The following is a 20,576-nucleotide window of genomic DNA, read 5'->3' on the forward strand; positions in this document are numbered from 1 at the left end:
CCCTACAATTATGCAGAAAATGTGCATTGCGATTTACCGTTGGGCGGGGGCGGGTTTATTTATATCGTCAATTATTGGCTAATATTGTTGGTGAACCCGCCCCTACAAGCCTGAATTTAACAGATTTGATATCACCGCATAAACGAACCGACAACACCGTTCATATCTTCAGCCAAAGGATTTCCCAAAGCCTTAAACTTCCACTCGCCGCCTTCTCGATAAACTTCTCCCATCAACATATTTAATTTTCCTTCATAAGATGGGTCATTTGACAAGCGATAGCGAGCTATTTCTTTCCCGGCGGCATCTACAGCTCTCACAAAAGCATTTTCTACCAGGCCGAAATGCTGTTTTCTCTCTTTTCCATCGTAAATATTTACGCCCAAAATAATTTTGTGATATTCTGCTGGCAAAGAACTCAGTTTCACCACTATTTGTTCGTCGTCTCCGTCTCCAGCCCCGGTGAGATTGTCGCCTGAGTGAACAACTGTTTTGTCCTTTGACTCCAAATGAGAGTAATAAATTACATCCTCTTTGTAGTTTTTTATTTTGCCATTTTCTCCCAGCAGCATAGCGTAGGAATCTAAGTCAAAATTTGCACCGCTGCTTCGCCCGAAAAGACCTTTTTTAGCTTGTGCAACATCCCAGCCCAAACCCATTGTCAGTCTGGACAAGTCGTATTCGCTTTTGCTGAGAACGATTGATTGCCCTTTTGTCAAGTTGATAGCCATAGTTTTGTGACTCCCTAAAGTGTATTAGAACTTAAGTAAATTGGAAGATATCAGTTGTTCAACCAGTTGTTTTATTTAACTGGATGAACTCTACTCGACTGCCACCACTACTTAGTGTCGGCATACCAATTAAATCCAAATCCGTAGTAGCGATCCGCTTCTTCATGTCCGCGAAAGTATCTTTCCTCTTTTAGTATTACAATCTGGGAACCTTTCTTCTGAATCATTGCCGCCGCACAAAAATTTCTATTGCTATCTGGATTATCGAGTTCGAGATATACTTCTTCACCGTTGCTGATTTTGAACAACATTCGTCCCCGCACAGTTTTAAAGTCGCGAACCCCTGCGTAGATGAAACCAAAAAACATCACCCGTTTAATCAAATCAGGTCTAAAAATATACATATTTTCTCCCTCAGTCGCGCCAGTGCGGTCATCTTTATCGAGAAATATGTAGGGTGAAGACGTTTTTGATCCGAAGCATTTTCCCAAGGGTTGAATCACTCCCTTTTCGCCGTTAGCCATCTCGTACATACAACCAAGATCCAGATCGGGAGTCCCCTTTACTCCCAGGAATTTTCCCGAAAATCGGCCCCGATTTTGCACTTCTTCCCAGTCGAGATTGGCGTGAACTGCAAGCAACTCAGAACTACCTGATTTACTGAGGTTTATTTTGTGCGAGTCGCCTGTTTTTTCAAGTTTTATTGCCATAGCTTGTTGAATTTTCCGGCTAGCTTCAGGCCTCTCTAATTTAGGCAGTTCTACTTTGTTGACTTTAGGCGGTTCTAGTGTCTTTTCTTCCTGTTTAATCTCTGAATGATACTTATCAACAAAACTCTGCAACCCTGCTTTATATCCTTGCCCTACGGCCTGAAATCTCCAAGCTGCATCTTTTTTATACAACCGTCCAAACTCGACTGCTGTTTCTTCTGAAAAACCTTCTGTTAGATCATAGCGCGCTAGTTCGCTGCCGGTTTGGCGATCGTACAATCGGATAAAAGCATTTCTGATTTGGCTAAAATTTTGATGTTTAGCTTGTGCGTCGTGAATCGTGACCACAAAAACCATTTCCTCAACAGCAGCCGTTACCTTTTCTAAGTCTACATCAATTATCTCGTCATCCCCTTGAGTTTGACCAGTTTGATTATCTCCCGAATGGGCGATCGCTCCGTCCGGCGACTGCGAGTTATTGTAAAATACAAAGTATCTTTCATCAGGGATTTTGCCATCAGAACCTAACGCAAAAACAGAGGCATCGATATCGCAGCTTTGCGGGTTTGAGTCCGATAAATTTAGTTGAGTTGCTATTTCCCATCCCAGGGCGATCGCAACTTTTGTTAAACTGGGAGATGTTTTAGAAAGATTAAATCTTTCGCCCTTCTTTAATTGAATTCCCATCTGGTTTGTCACCTCATGAGTCTGATTGCTTAAAATCGAGGGAAACATTCCTGTTTCCGAATTTCCCCTCGATTTATTTAGCTAGGAGCGATCGACATTTTATGCGGCATACTTATCTACAAAGCTTTGCAAGCCGGAATTGTAGCCTTCTCCTACAGCTTGGAACCTCCACTCGCCGTCTTTCTTGTAAAGTCTGCCAAACTCCACCGCAGTCTCCCTAGAAAAATCCTCGTCCAAATCGTACTTCGTTACCTCTGTGTTGGTAGTAGTGTCGTAAATCCTGATAAAAGCATTCCGCACTTGACCGAAGTTTTGCCTTCTCGATTCTGCTTCGTGGATAGTTACCACAAACACAATTTCTTGCACCGCCGGATCGACTTTGGTTAAATCGACTGTAACGGTTTCATCATCGCCAAATCCTTCTCCAGTTCTGCTATCTCCCAGATGTATTACAGAACTGTCCGGCGACTCCTTGTTGTTGTAGAAAACAAAGTATTTTTCGCCGGGGATTTTGCCAGTAGCCCCCAACATAAACACGGAAGCATCTAAGTCAAACGCTGCGCCGGTGTCGGTAGCATTGGTATCCCATCCCAAACCAATCCCGGCATTTTTTAGCCCCGGTGCTTCTTTAGAGAGATTGATTCTCCCGCCTTTTTCTAAGTTGATAGACATTTGCTCTCCTGTTTGCAACATCTCTGATATTACTGCTAACAATTATACCAACTGTCAGAGCAGCTTGACAATTTGCTTTTGGTACTTGTCCTCGGTCAATCGATTTTAGATTTTAGATTTGGGATTTGGGATTTTGGATTGGAGAATTGCTCCCGTATTGTCAGAGCCGCTTGACAAATTGCTGCTGGTACTCATCCTCAGTCATCAGTTCGTGGGTATTTTCCACTCTGTCTAAAAACACGATTCCATCTAAATGGTCGTGTTCGTGTTGAAAAATTCTGGCCACAAAGTCTGTCAATTCTTGTCGGTGGAGTTTGCCGTCTCTACTGGTGTATTCTATCTCGATCGCCCTACTTCTCGGCACCAATCCCCGAATCCCCGGAATGCTCAAACAGCCTTCCCAGTCTTTGACTGTCTCTGTTGATGCAGCCACAATCCGGGGATTAATCATCGCTGTGGGTTCCATGTGGGGTGCTTGGGGATACCGCAGGTTGGGGCGGGATGCCACGATGAACAGGCGATCGGACTGAGCCGCTTGAGGGGCGGCAATCCCCACTCCGTTTGCCTGCTGTACTGTAAATATTAAGCTGTCAATCAACTCTTGAATGCGATCGTCCTTAATATTCTCGACAACTTGCGATCGGCGGCGCAATACGGGATTTCCTAATTGTGAGATTTGTAATATTTCTGCCATAGTTATTGGTTAGTCGTTATTGGTTATTTGTTGTTACAGTTTTGTCGGTTGGGTGGAGGAACAAAATATAACTTACTCACTCAATAATTAATCCGTGTATCCGTGTCCAAATCCGTGTCGTGCTTTCCTTCTTATCCAACTTTTTGAACAGGTAAACTCCCCGGTTTAACAGTCAAATTAACTATTTGCCCGTTGCGGTTGATTTCCATTTGCAACAGCCCGCCCACCTTTGCATTTTGCACGAACTCCTGAACAGCCTCCGACTGAATAATCGGCTGATTGTTAATTTTTTGAATCACATCTCCCGCCCGCAAACCTGCCGCCGCAGCGGGAGAATTAGGAACAACACTAACAATAGCCACACCACGATCGACTGCAACTCGCAGGCTGCTGTTAGCATTGCTGTTAATTTGCTCCTTAACATCGGGAGTCAGCGTCGCCATTTCAATACCCAAATAAGCGTGTTCGACTTTCCCCGTCGTAATCAGTTCCTTCGCCACCTGTTGCGCCGCCTGAATGGGAATCGCAAACCCCAATCCTTGAGCACCTTGAATAATTGCCGTATTCATGCCAATAACTTGACCCGAAGCATTCAGCAGCGGGCCGCCGGAATTCCCCGGATTAATTGCAGCGTCTGTTTGAATAAAACCGATCCGCTTGTCAGGTACGCCCACATCAGAGCTCGATCGCCCCGTAGCGCTAATAATCCCCGCAGTTACCGAATTGTCCAAACCCAAAGGATTACCGATCGCGATCGCCCATTCCCCAGACAACAGCTTATCCGAATTGCCGATCGTCACCACAGGTACATTACTCGCCTCAATCTTCACCACAGCCACATCCGTCACCTTATCCGCCCCCAACACGCGCCCCTGAAAGCTGCGGCCGTCCTTGAGAGTTACATTTACCGTATCTGCTCCCTCTACAACGTGAGCGTTAGTGAGAATCAGGCCGTCGGCACCGATGACAAAACCCGAACCAGTGCCCCGTTCGATCCCGCCCCGGCCGCCCGAATTCGGTTCTCTGCCAAAAAAATCTTCCGGCGACAGCCCTCTATTTCCCGGTTTCACCAGGCGCGAAGCATCGATCCGAACCACTGCCGGCCCAACTTTTGCCACCGCCGCCACAATAAAATTCACATTAGCCGCGTCGCCCGACAAGGAAACCGGCGGCAAGACTTTCCTAGCTCGATCCTTTGTATTAGGAGGCAGTTGCAATTTCGGTTCCAGCGCCCTTTGTCCAGAATCGCCAGAATTTGCACGAAATTGAGAAACCGTCAGACGATCGCCCAACATGGCGGCCCCGGCTCCCGTTACCAGCAGCAATATGTAAATTGCCGGTTGCTTCCAAAATTTGCCAGTAGAACTCTTCATGGCCATGTTTTAAGGCTTTCCTGCCAAATCTAAATATTTGCTGATCCGCTCCCCGATACCTGGCGCAGGACTGCAGAGCCGCCAAATTTTTGGGCGATGGCGTCGGGCCCTCGCCCGTGCTACGGCAGACTCCCTTAAACTTTAGCATCTGAGGACTAAACTCTCTAGAGTAGAATTAATATCTTGAATGCCGATCGGCAGAGGTGAGCAGTGGACATTCCCCTCGAAAGTCTGTGGAATCAGATACTTGAACGTCTCCAGGTACAACTGAGCAGACCTAGCTTTGAGACGTGGATCAAAACTGCTAGGGCCGAACAACTCGAAAATAACTGTTTGATTGTCAGCGCCCCCAACCCCTTTGCTCGTAATTGGTTGCAAAAATATTACAGAGAAATCCTTGCCGATGCCGTCGCAGAAATTCTCGGCTATCCCGTAGAGATTTACTTGACAATTGCCGGGGGAAACGAAACCGGCGGCAGCAGCGACTCCGCCATAATTTGGCCCTCCCCCATCGCGGATATCCCGGAAAGCCACTCGCTTCACCCCCCCAAACCCGCCAATTTAAACCCCAAATACCTCTTTTCCCGCTTTGTCGTCGGTTCCAACAACCGCATGGCTCACGCGGCTTCCCTCGCGGTAGCCGAGTCTCCGGGCCGAGAATTCAATCCCCTATTTTTGTGCGGTGGCGTCGGTTTGGGCAAAACTCATTTAATGCAGGCGATCGGTCATTATCGCTTGGAAATTGACCCCAACGCCAAGATTTTTTACGTTTCTACTGAGAAATTTACTAACGATTTAATCGCCGCCATTCGCAAAGACAGTATGCAAACTTTCCGCGATCATTATCGAGCAGCGGATGTTTTATTAATAGATGATATCCAATTTATTGAAGGCAAAGAATACACTCAAGAAGAATTTTTTCACACTTTTAATACTTTGCACGAATCGGGAAACCAAGTAGTTTTAGCTTCCGATCGTCCGCCACAGCAAATCCCCCGCCTGCAAGAGCGTTTGTGTTCCCGATTTTCGATGGGATTAATTGCCGACATTCAATTGCCAGACTTGGAAACTAGGATGGCAATTTTGCAGAAAAAAGCTGAGTATGAAAATATGAGGCTACCGCGAGATGTCATTGAATACATTGCTTCTAGTTACACTTCCAACGTTCGGGAATTGGAAGGTGCTTTGATTCGGGCGGTAGCATATCTTTCAATTACTGGTTTGCCGATGACCGTGGAAAATCTCGCCCCGGTTTTGAATCCGCAAACTGAAAGCGTAGAGGCAACGCCAGATGCAGTAATTGCTGTTGTGGCTGAGGAGTTTGATGTTTCTGTGGAAGATTTGAAAGGAATTTCCCGCAGGCGAGAAATTAGTCTGGCACGTCAAATAGGGATGTATTTAATTCGGCAGCATACTGGTTTGAGTTTGCCGAAAGTTGGCGAAGTATTCGGTGGCAAAGATCACACGACTGTGCTTTACAGTTGCGAAAAAATTGCTCAGTTGCGGAACACTGACCCGAATTTGGCTCAAACTTTGCGTCAGTTGAGCGATCGAATTAATGTTGTCAGCCGCAAAACTTGAGAATATGTCAGTTGTCAGTTGTCAGTTGTCAGTTGTCCGTTGTCAGTTGTCCGTTGTCCGTTGTCCGTTGTCAGTTGTCGGTTGTCAGTTGTCAGTTGTCGGTTGTCAGTTGTCATCACTCAACGCCGTCAACAGTCAACAGTCAACAGTCAACAGTCAACAGTTAACAGTTAACAGTCAACAGTCAACAGTTAACAGTCAACAGTCAACAGTCAACAGTCAACAATTCCCAATGCCCCATAATAGACTATCTTGCCTGTGGAAAAACCTGTGGAAAAGTTGCCTGCCGTTTGTGGAAAACTTTACTCGATCGCCCGAAACAGCTTTTGCACAAAAATGGGCGATCGACCGCACCAACTTTTCCACAAGTTTTCCACAGGTATTTATTACCTATAAGTGACGCGCAGCAAGCAGTTAGCTTTTTTTTCCACAGTTTCCACAGGGCGATCGACACAAAAATAATTCAATAAATTAAAAAAATAGGCGATCCCTTCACACCCTACACAGATAGTTCGCGACGCGCGCTAACCTCAGAAACCGGGTTTCTTGGAAGATTTCTCGTTTTTACAGACAAAATTTTGCGTAGAAACCGGGAATAAGCGCCCAGGCTTAAGCCCTGACAGAGAAAAACCGACCCACCTGCTTTCTGTGATACCATTTGTTTCTGTTTCAAATCCGGTTAATTAACCTTCGTACCATGAAATTGGTTTGCACCCAAAGTGACCTCAACGCCAACCTCTCGTTGGTAAGTCGGGCCGTTCCCTCCCGCCCGACACATCCGGTACTCGCCAACGTGCTCTTAGTAGCGGATGAGGAAAATCAGCGGGTTAGCTTGACAGCTTTCGATCTCAGTTTAGGCATTCGTACCAGCTTCGCAGCAGAAGTGACTGGCGGTGGCAGTTTTACCATACCCGCTAAATTACTCAACGATATTGTTTCGAGACTCCCAGATGGAGAGATTACTCTAGAAGACGAAGCGGGAGACACCGTAGCATATCTCACTTGCAGTTCTGGCAGCTACCAAGTTAGAGGCATGGGCCCGGAAGAATTCCCAGAATTGCCTGCAATAGAAGCCGGAACAATCCTCAAATTGCCGCCGGAAGCCTTGATAGAAGGACTCAAAGGAACTTTATTTGCTACTAGCCCCGACGAGGCAAAACAGGTACTTGCAGGCGTGCATTTAAAGGTATTGCAAGATTGCCTGGAATTTGCAGCTACAGACGGCCACAGATTGGCAGTAGTTCAAACTGCCAATGAAAAATCTGAAGGCGAAGAAACCCAAGAAGAATTTGAGGTGACAGTCCCCGCTAAAGCATTGCGGGAAGTAGAAAGAATGCTGGTGATGCGGCAGTGGACTGAACCTGTCACGCTGCATTTTGAACACGGTCAAGTAGTGTTTGAATGGGCAGACCAGCGGCTGACAACCCGCACCTTGGAAGGGCAATATCCCGCATACCGGCAGTTGATTCCGCCGTCTTTTGAGCGACAAATTACCTTAGAAAGGCGATCGTTCTTAGCAGCAGTAGAAAGAATTGCCGTTTTTGCCGACCAAAAAAATAATATTCTCAAATGCAGCATCGACGAGGAGAATCAGGAAATTACTTTGTCTGTAGATGCTAAAGATGTCGGCTGTGGCAAAGAGTCAATGCCCGCACAAATTTCGGGAGATAGCATAGATATTGCTTTCAACGTGAAATACTTAATTGACATTTTGAAAACTGCTCAATCCCCAGAAATTCAACTGCAATTAAACGGTGCTTTAGCCCCAGTAATTTTCCAGCCTTTGGGCGGAGTCAATGCTACATTCTTGGTAATGCCAGTTCAGCTAAGAGCTTAACCGATTGGTAGGGGCGGGTTTTACAAACAATCTCCGCCTAAAATTGCTCGTCTAATAAACCCGCCCCCGCTTGGGCGGTAAATCGAGATCGACAAGTCGCCCAGGCATTCAAATCAATGGCAACAAAATTTCAAATTCAGTACCTGTACCGGGCGTTGAATGCAAATTCAACTTGCCTTTATGCTTTTCCGTAACAATTTGATGGGTAATTGCCAACCCCAAACCGGTACCTTTTCCCGCCGGTTTAGTGGTGAAAAATGTATCAAAAATTCGCCGCTGAATTTCTGGCGGTATTCCCGGCCCGTTATCGGCAATTCGGATGGCTATCCAAGCGTTATTTGGATTTTTTTCCGCTGCTTCTGGGCAGAAGTCGCCGTTTTGGCTGGCGGATGATAGCTGTTTGGCATTTTGTCGTAGCTTGCGGGGCGGGACGCCATCGCCCCTAACATAATTTTGAATTAATTCCGAATTCACGCAGTCTCCGTCAGCACTCTCTATTACCTCAGTCTCAATAGTAATTGCAGGCACAAAACCCTTTTCTTCTTTTGCCTCTTCCAAAGCGTCGATCGCATTGCTGATGATATTCATAAATACCTGGCTCAACTGACCAGAGTAACACTTGACTAAAGGCAAATCACCATAGTTTTTAACTACATTAAATCCGTACTTCAGACGGTTTTTCATAATTAGCAGCGTACTGTCAATACATTCGTGGATGTTAGCTTGCTTCAAGTGGGTTTCGTCCATGTGAGAAAAGGTGTGCAGGCTGGTGACGAGTTCGGTCAGCCTCTGCGATGAAACTTTCATACTTTTGAGAATTTCCACCCAATCTTCTTGCAAAAAATCAAATTCTATCTCTTTTTTGAGTCCGTCAATTTTTTCGCTGTCACCGACAATCTGTTCGTAAGCAGACAGCAAATCCATGATGTCTTTGGAGTAGTTGGACAAAAAGCCGAGATTTCCGCTGATGCAGGTGACGGGATTTCTAATTTCGTGGGCGACTCCAGCTACCATCTGTCCCAAACTGGCTAGTTTTTCGGTTTGAATTAGTTGAGATTGAGTTTGCTGCCTCAGCAATTTTGTTGCTAGTTCATGAATGTTGGATTGGGCTACTAAGAGTTCGTGCACGTCTAGCAAACTATAAGTTTGAGGCGAAACTTGAACTACAATCGGTTCGTACAGCAGTTCTTTCGATCGCAACAGCGACTTCCTGGCTGCATCCACAATTAAAGTATTGCTGGGAAAAATTAAAGTCTCAGTTTCGGCAAAGCGGTACAAAGCCCTCACAGGGCGCTTTAAAAATAATTCTCGCCCAAAAGGACGGCTGATAAATTCTAAAAATCTCCGCCGGGAAATCATACCGGCAAATTCACCTTGATGGGTCACAATGACTCCCGGTAACAGCGGATTAGCTTCTAACATCTGGGAAATTTGCATCCCCAAATCCGTAGCTTCTACCTGAAAATCGTAAAGTGACAATTGTTGGAGAGTAGAATCTAAACAAAGTTCTCCTAGGTCAGCCTCGGAGATGGGTTGGACGGGTCTTTCTACGCAGGAGGTATTCAACATAAATTCATCAGTACGCTTTTTTGGGGTTCTATTTCCCAGCAGACATTCAGCTACCAAAGGCCAGCAAGTGAGTTGCTGAGTGCTTTGACCGGCATCCCCCTGGCAAACAGCATTTTAAATTACGAAAAAAACTGACTGTGGGACGTGGGATGTTACCACTTAAGTATTAGGCAAGATAGAATATCACCGAGATCGATGGGCCCTGACAATTATGCCTGACTTTATTTTATATTGACTTGAGCGGTATTAACGCTTGGTTGCAGTATTTAACTATTAATTAATCTTGAGTTATAGTCTTAACCTATCGTTAATAATTAAATTATATTCAAGAAAAAATAATTAACGGACAATAGAGGAAAATCGGAATCATCCCGATCGCCCATGCGATACAGCGAAATTAAACAAGTTAAAAGCACAAAGCCAGGGCGATCGCGTCCCTGAGTGTTAGCTTGCAAAGCGCGATGGCCCGGAACCCCGCCATCTACGGCATTTGAGGCGATTTCATCCCCTCTCCCCGATCCGGTACTCGCAACCCCCCGTAACGGCCAGCCAGCGGCACACCTGCCAGTGGGTCCCCTATAGGTTTGTCGTGAAAACTAAAGTCATCGCTACAAAGCAATTTTATAGCGATCGTTCGATGGCAGATAATATAAAACAGTCAACATCAGCCGCGATCGGCAAAATCAGCCCTAGCAGTTGTTCTACCATCAACCATTCTTGACCCCGCCTAAAAACGGATACTTGCGAACGACAGGAGTCGTGAAGCCCAAAATTTTAGACCCTAGTTCAACAATCTCCCAAATTCATCTGTGGAGTAAATCTACAATCGTTCGACTGACCGCTCACGCCGAATTCTAAAATCTAAAATCTAAAATCTAAAATCGAATGACCGAAATATCCATCAAAGCGGTGCCGGTTTGCCGGTTCAATTATTGATTGGCTCTACCAGGCGGAGCAGGCAGAAACAGGGAGTGCAATTCAAACAAGTTTAGCGAGTCCCAATCATTCAAGACATCAGCATTGATTAAATTAAAACCTCTACAAATTTAAGCAAAAAAAAGGCAGGCATTTTTTTTTACTGCATCTTAACTTAGCGCTGTGCTTTGGTATGATCGACAGGGGCCGTGTCAAAGACGTGTAACTAGGAAATTTACCAGTAGGTGATCGATGCAACCCGCCCTGACAAATCAGTTAAACAATGCTTTCACCCTGTTTCTCAGCTTGCTAGTAGAAGCAATACCTTTTCTGCTGCTGGGAGTTTTATTTTCAGGTTTGCTGCTGGGGTTTGTAGACGAACGCAAACTCGTATCCCGCATCCCATCAAACCCGCTGCTGGCGGCTTTGATGGGCAGTTCGATCGGCTTTTTGTTTCCCGTGTGCGAGTGCGGTAACGTGCCCGTAGCCCGCAGGTTACTGATGCAGGGAGTACCTGCACCAGCCGCGATCGGCTTTTTGCTCGCGGCCCCCACCATCAACCCCGTGGTAATTTGGGCGACTTGGACGGCATTTCGGGATCAGCCAGAAATTGTAGTTTTGCGGGTGGTATTTTCTCTGTCTATAGCCACAATTATCGGCTGGGTGTTCAGCGCCCAAAAAGACTTGCGGCCTCTGCTGCAACCTTCTGTAGCCCGCGCAATCCCCTTGCCAAAACCAGAGTTTTCCGAAAAAGAACTCGTCCAAGCTAACACTCCGCTGCTGTTGCAGTCGGGAACATTTATGCTCGGTCAGCCGGGGGGGGTTGTGCCGATCGAATCTTTGCTACAAGACGACTGGAAGCGATTACAAACAAGCAAAACAGAAAAAACCTCGAAACGTTCCTCCATGTTCCACCGCGTTTCTAAAGAGCGTCTGCGCCTGCTTTTAGATACTATGGTACAGGAGTTGCGGGAATTGGGAGGAGTTTTGGTAATCGGAAGTGCGATCGCAGCCATCATTCAAGTTGGCGCGCCCCGCGAACTAATTCTCAACCTTGGTCAAGGCCCCGTTTCCTCGATTCTAGCCATGCTGCTATTAGCCACAGTCGTATCGATTTGTTCTACAGTAGATGCCTTTTTTGCCCTGTCTTTTGCTTCCACATTTACCAGCGGTTCGCTGTTAGCCTTTCTCGTTTTCGGCCCGATGATTGACCTCAAAGGCATCGGTTTAATGCTGTCAATTTTTAAAGGTCGAGCCGTAGTTTACTTAATTGTCTTGGCCGCTCAGTTAACCTTTTTAATGACCCTCGCTGTCAACTTGCATTTAGGTTAATAATAAATTGGCCCGGACTGACAACTAACGATAGATTCCCAATTACTAATGACCAATGACCAATGACTAATGACTAATAACTAATGACTAATAACTAATGACTAATGACTAATGACTAATGACCAATGACCAATGACTCTTAAAAAATGAATCTTAAAAAAATTAGCCCCTGGCTGGACGCCCTAGCTATCTTAGCCTGGGGAATACTGCTTCTTAAATATTGGATCACCGGCAAATTAAGCATTCTCATTCACCCCAATTACTTTGGCTTGACTCTAGCAGGAGGAATCGGCTTAATGGTTATTGGCGGTTTAAAAGCTTGGGAACTCTTAAAACTCGATCGCACCACAAAGCAATCGCGGACATCACCAGCAAATAACTCTCTCAGAGCCACAGAAGTTGAACACGTTACTTTGTTTCCCCCCAGTATCGGCAGCACCTTAATGTTGAGCGTCGCATTAATAGGTTTACTAACAACGCCACGCACATTTACCAGCCAGACAGCATTAGAACGAGGCCTCACCGAATCCCTGCCCATCACCCGACTGCAACCCCAAGAATTTCGCAATAATACAAAACCAGAAAAGCGATCGCTCGTCGAATGGGTGCGGCTGTTAAATTTCAATCCCGAACCGGATACATACAGAGGTCAAAAAGTCAAAGTTCAAGGATTTGTAATTCACCCCCCCAACATAGCAGAACAATATATGTGGATCGGGCGTTTTATCATTACCTGCTGCGCGGCCGACGCCTATCCGATCGGGTTGCCGGTAAAATTACTGATCGGTCAAAGCCGCGCCGCCTTTGCCCCAGACAGTTGGCTAGAAATAGAAGGAGAAACGATCGTAGAAGAACTGCAAGGCAAGCGCAAATTAATCATTCAAGCATCCTCTCTCAAACCAATTCCCGAACCAAAAAACCCTTATGATTATTAGATGTGGAGTAAGTATGAGATTAAATTTTACCTTTATTGCCAGATGGACACTCCAGCTCTAACTTGGGTCTAAATATGAAGATAGGGTAAAGTCAGCAATAAAAGTGGCAGCAGCATCCTGGAGGAGTTGCAAATAACAAATTCAGCAACTACACTCGTAATTAGGAAATAAATTCTGAGTATATGTCATCAGGAAAAAAATTAGCTATCAAAGGTGCAGCCTGGACGATCGCCAGCTATGGAAGCAGTCAAATTATCCGATTTGGCAGCAACTTAATCCTGACGCGTCTGCTTTTGCCCGAACTATTTGGTTTAGTAGGTCTAACCTACGTTTTCATCACAGGGATTAACTTATTCTCAGACATAGGTCTAGGCCCAAGCATCATCCAGAATAAGCGCGGGGAAGATCCTCAATTTCTCAACACCGCTTGGACAATGCAAGTCATTCGCAGCTTTTTGGTTTGGATTTGTTTGATTATAATTACCAAGCCTGTTGCTAGTTTTTATGAAGAGCCCCGTCTTCTGTGGTTGATTCCAATAATAGGTATAAATTCCCTACTAGGAGGGTTTAAATCCACAGCCACAGCCAGCCTAGAACGCAAAATGGCAGTCAAGAAAGTAGTAATTTTTGAGTTGGGCCAACAGATTGTTTCTACAACAGTGATGATTGTCTGGGCATGGTTCGATCGCAGCATCTGGGCGATCATTGCAGGCGGCTTTAGTGGAGCTTTAATAGAGGTAGTATGGAGCCATTTTTTGATTCCCGGCAAGTCAAACCGCTTTGCTTGGGATAAAGAAGCAGCTAAAGAAATAATTTCTTTTGGGAAATGGATATTTTTGTCTACGGCTTTGTTTTTCTTGTGTTCTCAAGCCGATAGACTCATCCTCGGGAAAATATTTACTTTAACCATGTTGGGCATTTACGGCATCGCTTTTACCCTGGGGGATATGCCGCGCCAAGTCATCATAGCCATTAGCGGCCGGGTGATTTTTCCCTCGATTTCTATGCTGGCAGAGTTGCCGCGGGAGGAGTTGCGCGCCAAGATACTCAAGAACCGCAAGCTAATTCTAATACCATTAGCCGTAGGTTTAGCAATTTTTGTGAGCTTTGGAGATCAGTTAATTTTAATACTGTATCGGAAAGAGTATGAGGCTGCATCTTGGATGATGCCAATCTTGGCATTAGGTATCTGGCACACCACCCTCCACAATATAATGGGTTCTTGTCTGCTAGCCGTAGGAAAGTCTCAGTACCCAGCTATTGGCAATCTGCTGACTTTTGTTAATCTATGTATAAGTATACCGCTGGGATACTACTTAAAAGGTAATTTAGGTGTCGTGATTGCTGTAGCTCTCGGCGACATTCCTACCTATCTAGTAACTAACTACGGTTTGTGGAAAGAAGGACTAACTTGTTTTTGGCAGGATATTCAATTAACAGCACTGTTTGTAGGGGTGCTGGCTACTCTAATTTGGTGTAGAGTGGCTTTTGGTTTGGGTCTGCCGATCGATAAAATATCACCGATGGATTTAATTCCCATCAATCAACTGTTTCAGTAAACAAAAAGGAGATTGTCTATATGTCAGCCGAACACAATACAAGAAGAAAAGTAATCCACTTTATCTTTTTACAAATGGCTCTGTTACAAGAAATATCGCGAGTGGCCACGAGGTATACTAAAATGATGTTTTTTTATCAAATAAATCGCCTTATAAATTTAGTCAAAGAAAACGAACAGCCCGAAAAAGAACGACCCAAAGTATTTGCGGATCTCGTACACCTTACATCCGTTGAAGAATCTAACAATCCAGAAAAATGTGCAGTAAAAATAGAGAGGCTCAGGCACACAATAGATGGCTTATTGACGAGTTTTGATCATTGCGACGTGAGTATTACTATCCAAAATCTACCGAACAGGCACGTTACAGCCTACTTACCTGAATATCAAATTAAGTGCATTTAAATACAAGAAGGTCCTGAATGCGACCCCATGTTTGTAGAGTTTAGACTTCAGGAAGGATTTGTCGAAAGAGTAGAAAATTTTGACTGGTTTTTATTCAGAGAAGATGACATTGTTTTGTACGATGATTCCATTCTATAAAAGTTAGAAAATTTTAACCGACAAAGCGGGTATGAGAATGCTATTCTTTACTCAAACCGTTTTGAAATGTATCAAGGAACCAAGACATCTATTGATTTGACAATACAGCAGCCGCTGTTGTGGAATCAGTTATCTAGTGTACAGATAGAAGGTGAAAAATTGGGTGACTTTAGCAATCTTCATTCAGGATTTTAATGCTTGTCAAGAAAGCAGATGAAACAGTGGATAAAATCATGTAGCATCTTCAAAAATAAAGTAGCGAATGTCGGGCATTTAGAGAGTGCAGCAACTTTGGGGATTTGGGAATTTTTCTCAAGATATAAGCCTCACCCGTCAAACTTAAACTATTGGGAGGTCAGGCATTACGACAGCAAATATTATAAGTTATATCCAGAACAGCAATCGCCGCATACACGGTCAGTGGTTAATAATAGTTCCAACATACCAATCGTCAAGGATTTATGAAAGGGATATAAGTAGGTCGTCATGATTATTTAGTAGGATGAGTAGAGCGCCAGCGTTACCTCTCAACCGATCGCACAATTGGCGATTTAATATTTGAGATAGGATGAAAAATCTAAAATCTCAAACAGTCCTGGACGCAAATGGCACAAGGGTAGGCTGCTCGACGGTCGTCAATACCACTCTAGAGCAAGCAGTTTTGAGCCATTACGCACCGTACAAGCTAAAATTTAAAATCTAAAATCTAAAATCGGTATACTTCGTTGCAGCCCTTTCGCCTGGTAAAAAAAAATGGGTTTCTGGGGGCAGGGAGTGCGCCCAAGACAGTAAAATTTAAGAGGGAAAATGTGGTTGTTAATTTTCAGCAGAAATAGGAGAGAAAGATTTGTGAATATTTTTAACAAAAAAATTAATCCTTCACCCTTCGCTGTTCTGCCATTCAAACAGCCGATCGACCGGACGGCCATCTTCCTCATGCTAGTGCTGAGCGTCTTAATAGGGCTGCTGCTGCTTAGCGGCGATCGCACAGCACCCAGAGTGCGAGAATTTACCTGGGAAAACAAACAAATCGGCGCCGAAGATACTGGCTTTATCCTCACATTCTTTCGGCCGATGAACCAGTCCACCGTCGAGGAAAACTTAAAGCTAGAACCCCCCCTCCCCGGTAAATTTAGTTGGGCTGGAAGACGCATGGCTTACACCCTCAAAGATCCAGCACCCTACGGCGTTACCTACACATTAAAACTCGCTGGAGCAACCGACAAGTATTTCGGAGAAAACAACCAAAATAAAGGAACGCTAATGCAACCGTTTAGCAGTTCCTTTCGCAGCCGCGATCGAGCTTTTGCTTACATCGGCGTCCAAGGCGAAACAGAAAGCAGATTAATGCTAGTCAATCTCACCAGCAGCGACTCGAAACCGATACCGCTGACTCCCAAAGATTTAGTCGTTACCGATTTTAAACCGTATCCTGAGAGCGATCGCATTTTATTCTCAGCCACAGATCGATCGATCGCCCGTACTCGCGGCACCCTAAATCAAGAACTATTCACAGTCACCACCGGCCTCAACCCCCAATCGGGATCGGGAAATCAACAAAAATACCCAGCCGGTAGAATCGACAAAATCTTAGACTCCAAAGATTACCAAAACCTCAAATTCGACCTCTCAGCAGACGGAAAAATCATAGTTGTCCAGCGCGTCAACCGCCGCAATCCCGGCGATTTCAGTCCTTGGATTTTGGAAGAAAAAGTGCCGCCCAGACCCTTGGAAAATGAACAGGGCGGAGATTTTATGATTCGCCCCGACAGCAAATCAATGGTAATATCTCAAAAACAAGGATTAGCGATCGTCCCCCTCAAACCCGAAGCAGACCCAGTAGAATTTTTGCCAAAATACGAACAAGTATTGGGCATGGCCCGCGACAACTCCGCCGCCGCCTATGTTAAATACAACAGCGACTTTACTCGATCGCTTTTCATCTTAGATAACCAAGGTGTAGAACAAGAAATATTGCGTATTCCCGGCAGCATTATGGCCGTTTATTTCGACCCCCGAAAAAACGAAGACAACCAAGTTCAGCGTCTCTACTGTTTGTTAGCCCAACGCCTCAAAACAGAAAGCTACAAAGAACAGCCTTTCATCGCCACCATCGACCTCAAAAAAGAGGGTACTCGTTTGGTAGGAACCATCAAACCGCTGCTGATTTTGCCCAACCAATTAGATACCCAAATCAGTTTATCTCCCGACGGGCTGGCATTAATTTTCGACCAATCAGTCACAGCAGCAACTCCCTCAGCAGCAGACAGTCCCCGCAACGATAGCGGACAGTCGATCGCCACCAGCCGCCTCTGGCTGCTACCCTTAGTAGAAATACTGGCAGACGGTTCTCCCGCAAAACTACAGCCAGAAGAACTTCCCTTTGCCGGCTACCACCCCCGCTGGCTCCCCTAAATCGATTTGAGATTTGAGATTTTAGATTTTAGATTGACCGATATTGGTAAATATCAATAGGGTAAAGTGCGCCCATAAACACCAAGCGTTGAAATATGCGCGGTGCACACCCTACTTTTACTAAATTGATTTGAAATTTGAGATTTTAGATTTGAAATTGAGTTGATACTAAGCCATACTGGTAAATATTACAAACTTTTGAAACGAACTCACCAGCCTGCAATTTCACATCTCAAACCTCAAACCTAAAATCTCAAATTCTCATGACTCCCGAAGAAATTAGCAATACCCTTAAAGACTTATTTGGTGACACTGTTGAGATGCCTGCTGCCACTTCTTGGCAAGTAGAGACCCCAAATTTTCGCCTGTTAGTCCTCCTTTCAGAAGACGGGAGTTGGCTGCGGATTTTGCTGCCGATCGCCGATGCCCAGGAAGCTCAACCATTTCTTGATAAACTGCTAGAAGCTAACTTTGACACCACCCTGGAAACTCGCTACGCCTTACATCAAAACGTTTTGTGGGGAGTATTTCAGCACAGCCCGGCCACACTCGCGGCCGCCGATTTCTCAGCCGCCGTCGCCAGACTGCTGGCTTTGCAAGAGAGAGGTTTGTCTGACTTTTTCGACGGTTTGATAGAAAACCGCATCCGTCAAATCATCAAAGCTGCGAAGATGCAGGGACAGTCGGTTGAAACTACCCTTCAGACTTTAGACCGTTTCTACGCAGAGGGATTGATGGGTGAAATGGAACTAGGGCGAGAGTCTCGCGAAAATACTCTCGCGGCTTGGCGGTATCAGCTAGAACGCCTCTGGCCGGAGGTGGAACCCTAAGACGATTGCAGATTGCAGATTGGAGATTGCAGATTGCAAAAAACTGATGACTATCGAGGTTCGGAAGTTGCCTAAAGTTGGATTTCTTTTGAGTGGTAGAGGAACTGTGGCCGACGGTTAGGATGTTCTTAATTCCACAAACCCTTGCGGAAGATTGCTTCTTCCTTATCTCCTAGATAACTAAAGCCTTCCATCCGTTACATTCGGTTACATCCGAAGAAAGCGAATCCGTGGCCGAACTTCCTTTGGCCTGGGCCCCAGTCTGCACCGTTGGAGCCTCAAGCCCCTTGGACAATGGCTAATCCGGGCCCTCGAACCCTCGAAGGATGCCCTTATATTCACTGATAATTCGCTCGCGGTTCTCCCATTCCCTTGTCTCACTGGAAAAATGGTATACTTTATCACAATAATTAGTTATAAATATTAAAAATTTTCGGAAAACAGGCGATCGCAGGTATATCATGGTAAAAAGTTTAAAGCGCCTACTCCGTAAGTTCCACAAAAGCTTAAATCGTTTAATATTGACTTAGAAACAAAATCTTTAGCAGACAATGCTACTGCGATCGGGTTTTCCCATCGGGTGCTGTGGTAATTTCACAAATTAGCAACTACCCGCTACCAATTACCCGTTACGAATTAATAGCAACTTAAGTTGTCCATTTATACAATATTTAACAGGGGTTTCATCTATGTTTGCTGTGCGTGAGACTAGCTCGGAGTTATCAGTGTTGCATATACCTGAATTTTGTACTTGGAACATCTCCTTAGAATCAACTCTCCTAGACCTGCCCCTCTCCAACTGCCAAATTGAAATAACTCAACAGGCAAAAGAAGTAGCCCAGGCTTTTGAAGAAAATTCCATGCTTCCCGGCGTCATTTTGATAGATGGGGGTAATTTTGTCGGCATAATATCCCGGCGTCTATTTTTTGAAAAAGTTAACCGCCGCTACGGAGTAGAAATGTTTTTCAAGCGACCAATAGAGGTGCTGTACAAGTTTGCCAAGCCAGAGGAACTGGTACTTCCCGGCAGTAAATTAATAGTAGAAGCAGCCCAGGAATGTCTTTACAGATCGGCAGAATTAATTTACGAACCCGTAGTAGTGGAAATAGCCCCCCAGACCTACAAGCTGTTAGACGTACACCAATTAATGGTCGCTCAATCCAGAATTCACCAATTAACAAATAAGTTACTCCACAAACAAACCCAAGCCAAACTCATCCAAACAGAAAAAATGGCGAGTTTGGGGAGGATTGTAGCAGAAGTAGCCCACGAAATCAGAAATCCGCTGAACTGTATTTGGGGAAATTTAACTTTTCTGCTGTCCTATTTTGAACACTTACTTCAGCTCATATCGGTTTATGAAGAAGAATATTCGGCACCCTGTCCCCGAATTGAGGCCCTTAAAAAGGAAATTGAATTTGATTTTTTACAAGAAGATTTGCCGATTACCTTAGAAGGGATGGAGTTGGGAGCCTCGCAATTGCTAAAAATAGTTAACGGGCTGCACCACTTCTCTCACATGGACGAGACAAAACCAGCCGATACAGACATTCACGAATGCGTGGAGATGACGCTGTTAATTTTGAAAAACCGCTTTAAAAACAGCATAGAAGTGGTTAAGAATTACGGCGAACTGCCGCTAGTTAGCGGCTACTCCGGACAGTTGAGTCAGGTGTTTTTGAATTTGTTAGTTAATGCTCTAGACGCCCTGGCAGAGTACGCAGCCGATCGAGAAACACACACCCCGTGCCGGGACAACTGGCAGCCCCAAATCGAAATTACCACTAAAGTTATAGAAACCGAACACGGCAAGCGGGTGGCAATTTGCATTGCCGATAACGGGCCCGGCATTCCCCCAGAAAATCACCAGCAGATATTTGACACCTTTTTTACCACTAAACCAGCGGGCAAAGGCAGCGGTATGGGGCTGGCTATCTGCAATCAAATCGTCACAGAAAAGCACGGCGGCCAACTGAAAATACGATCGCAACCAGGTAAGAACACTGAATTTGAAATTCTCCTGCCTATAGTTGGCACAACATGATCAACTCCAGAATATTCTGGGTTGTTCGCTCAGAAAAGTGAAATGATAGGGTAGCTTAGTAGTAGGTTCTCATTTCACCGAAGAACGAGCCCGGCGTGCCCCTGGCTTTAGACACGGGGAGGAAGTCGGCTTCGGTTTCAACCGCCTTC

Annotated in this window: 16 protein-coding genes; 10 read left to right on the plus strand and 6 right to left on the minus strand. The window is 45.2% G+C overall.

The genetic code is table 11. The features are described 5' to 3' along the window. Positions 1-131: 131 nt before the first annotated feature. The 5 genes from QUB16_RS25695 to QUB16_RS25715 form a co-directional block, all read right to left on the minus strand. Entirely contained in the window at positions 132-731 is a 600-nt protein-coding gene (locus QUB16_RS25695) for a TerD family protein (RefSeq protein ID WP_333320511.1), read from the minus strand. A gap of 107 nt (positions 732-838) precedes the next feature. Next, entirely contained in the window at positions 839-2,128 is a 1,290-nt protein-coding gene (locus QUB16_RS25700) for a TerD family protein (protein WP_333320513.1), read from the minus strand. Between the two features lie 99 nt (positions 2,129-2,227). After that, the gene (locus QUB16_RS25705; RefSeq protein ID WP_333320515.1) at positions 2,228-2,800 is read right to left on the minus strand and encodes a TerD family protein; all 573 of its coding nucleotides are present in this window, start codon (positions 2,798-2,800) and stop codon (positions 2,228-2,230) included. 160 nt (positions 2,801-2,960) lie between these two features. After that, positions 2,961-3,494: a peptide deformylase gene (def, locus tag QUB16_RS25710; RefSeq protein WP_333320517.1), complete on the minus strand. Its 534-nt coding sequence runs from the start codon at positions 3,492-3,494 to the stop codon at positions 2,961-2,963. A gap of 131 nt (positions 3,495-3,625) precedes the next feature. Next, entirely contained in the window at positions 3,626-4,867 is a 1,242-nt protein-coding gene (locus tag QUB16_RS25715; protein WP_333320519.1) for an HhoA/HhoB/HtrA family serine endopeptidase, read from the minus strand. Positions 4,868-5,077: 210 nt separating this feature from the next. On the opposite strand from QUB16_RS25715, the gene dnaA reads away from it, so the two are divergent. The 3 genes from dnaA (at position 5,078) to dnaN (ending at position 8,285) form a co-directional block, all read left to right on the plus strand. Further along, positions 5,078-6,448: a chromosomal replication initiator protein DnaA gene (gene dnaA / locus QUB16_RS25720; protein WP_333320521.1), complete on the plus strand. Its 1,371-nt coding sequence runs from the start codon at positions 5,078-5,080 to the stop codon at positions 6,446-6,448. A 4-nt stretch (positions 6,449-6,452) separates the two neighbouring features. Next, complete coding sequence (locus QUB16_RS25725; RefSeq protein WP_333320522.1) at positions 6,453-6,848, plus strand: hypothetical protein; 396 nt, start codon at positions 6,453-6,455, stop codon at positions 6,846-6,848. A gap of 297 nt (positions 6,849-7,145) precedes the next feature. Continuing rightward, entirely contained in the window at positions 7,146-8,285 is a 1,140-nt protein-coding gene (dnaN, locus tag QUB16_RS25730; RefSeq protein WP_333320524.1) for a DNA polymerase III subunit beta, read from the plus strand. Positions 8,286-8,393: 108 nt separating this feature from the next. Here the strand turns inward: dnaN and QUB16_RS25735 are convergent, their stop codons facing one another. Continuing rightward, positions 8,394-9,854, minus strand: coding sequence for an ATP-binding protein (locus QUB16_RS25735; protein WP_333320526.1), 1,461 nt, complete (start codon positions 9,852-9,854; stop codon positions 8,394-8,396). Positions 9,855-10,443: 589 nt separating this feature from the next. Between QUB16_RS25735 and QUB16_RS25740 the strand changes: the two genes are divergently transcribed. The 7 genes from QUB16_RS25740 to QUB16_RS25770 all read left to right on the plus strand — a co-directional run bounded on the left by QUB16_RS25740 (position 10,444) and on the right by QUB16_RS25770 (position 20,427). After that, complete coding sequence (locus QUB16_RS25740; RefSeq protein ID WP_333320528.1) at positions 10,444-10,575, plus strand: hypothetical protein; 132 nt, start codon at positions 10,444-10,446, stop codon at positions 10,573-10,575. 446 nt (positions 10,576-11,021) lie between these two features. Further along, a complete protein-coding gene (locus QUB16_RS25745) occupies positions 11,022-12,101 on the plus strand; it encodes a permease (protein WP_333320530.1) in 1,080 nt (359 codons plus the stop codon). Between the two features lie 146 nt (positions 12,102-12,247). Further along, a complete protein-coding gene (locus QUB16_RS25750) occupies positions 12,248-13,036 on the plus strand; it encodes a TIGR03943 family putative permease subunit (RefSeq protein WP_333284306.1) in 789 nt (262 codons plus the stop codon). 182 nt (positions 13,037-13,218) lie between these two features. Beyond that, complete coding sequence (locus tag QUB16_RS25755; protein WP_333320532.1) at positions 13,219-14,595, plus strand: oligosaccharide flippase family protein; 1,377 nt, start codon at positions 13,219-13,221, stop codon at positions 14,593-14,595. A gap of 1,391 nt (positions 14,596-15,986) precedes the next feature. Next, positions 15,987-17,552, plus strand: coding sequence for a hypothetical protein (locus QUB16_RS25760; protein ID WP_333320534.1), 1,566 nt, complete (start codon positions 15,987-15,989; stop codon positions 17,550-17,552). A 263-nt stretch (positions 17,553-17,815) separates the two neighbouring features. Further along, the gene (locus QUB16_RS25765; protein WP_333320536.1) at positions 17,816-18,382 is read left to right on the plus strand and encodes a hypothetical protein; all 567 of its coding nucleotides are present in this window, start codon (positions 17,816-17,818) and stop codon (positions 18,380-18,382) included. Positions 18,383-19,071: 689 nt separating this feature from the next. Continuing rightward, the gene (locus tag QUB16_RS25770; RefSeq protein ID WP_333320538.1) at positions 19,072-20,427 is read left to right on the plus strand and encodes an ATP-binding protein; all 1,356 of its coding nucleotides are present in this window, start codon (positions 19,072-19,074) and stop codon (positions 20,425-20,427) included. Positions 20,428-20,576: the final 149 nt, after the last annotated feature.

Source organism: Microcoleus sp. D3_18a_C4 (genome assembly GCF_036702415.1).
GTDB lineage: Bacteria > Cyanobacteriota > Cyanobacteriia > Cyanobacteriales > Microcoleaceae > Microcoleus.

Excerpts from the sequence above, each read along its gene's own strand:
- QUB16_RS25695 (WP_333320511.1), bottom strand. The coding sequence starts at position 731 with ATGGCTATCAACTTGACAAAAGGGCAATCAATCGTTCTCAGCAAAAGC.
- QUB16_RS25700 (WP_333320513.1), bottom strand. The coding sequence starts at position 2,128 with ATGGGAATTCAATTAAAGAAGGGCGAAAGATTTAATCTTTCTAAAACA.
- QUB16_RS25705 (WP_333320515.1), bottom strand. The coding sequence starts at position 2,800 with ATGTCTATCAACTTAGAAAAAGGCGGGAGAATCAATCTCTCTAAAGAA.
- def (WP_333320517.1), bottom strand. The coding sequence starts at position 3,494 with ATGGCAGAAATATTACAAATCTCACAATTAGGAAATCCCGTATTGCGC.
- QUB16_RS25715 (WP_333320519.1), bottom strand. The coding sequence starts at position 4,867 with ATGAAGAGTTCTACTGGCAAATTTTGGAAGCAACCGGCAATTTACATA.
- QUB16_RS25725 (WP_333320522.1), top strand. The coding sequence starts at position 6,453 with ATGTCAGTTGTCAGTTGTCAGTTGTCAGTTGTCCGTTGTCAGTTGTCC.
- dnaN (WP_333320524.1), top strand. The coding sequence starts at position 7,146 with ATGAAATTGGTTTGCACCCAAAGTGACCTCAACGCCAACCTCTCGTTG.
- QUB16_RS25735 (WP_333320526.1), bottom strand. The coding sequence starts at position 9,854 with ATGTTGAATACCTCCTGCGTAGAAAGACCCGTCCAACCCATCTCCGAG.
- QUB16_RS25745 (WP_333320530.1), top strand. The coding sequence starts at position 11,022 with ATGCAACCCGCCCTGACAAATCAGTTAAACAATGCTTTCACCCTGTTT.
- QUB16_RS25750 (WP_333284306.1), top strand. The coding sequence starts at position 12,248 with ATGAATCTTAAAAAAATTAGCCCCTGGCTGGACGCCCTAGCTATCTTA.
- QUB16_RS25755 (WP_333320532.1), top strand. The coding sequence starts at position 13,219 with ATGTCATCAGGAAAAAAATTAGCTATCAAAGGTGCAGCCTGGACGATC.
- QUB16_RS25765 (WP_333320536.1), top strand. The coding sequence starts at position 17,816 with ATGACTCCCGAAGAAATTAGCAATACCCTTAAAGACTTATTTGGTGAC.
- QUB16_RS25770 (WP_333320538.1), top strand. The coding sequence starts at position 19,072 with ATGTTTGCTGTGCGTGAGACTAGCTCGGAGTTATCAGTGTTGCATATA.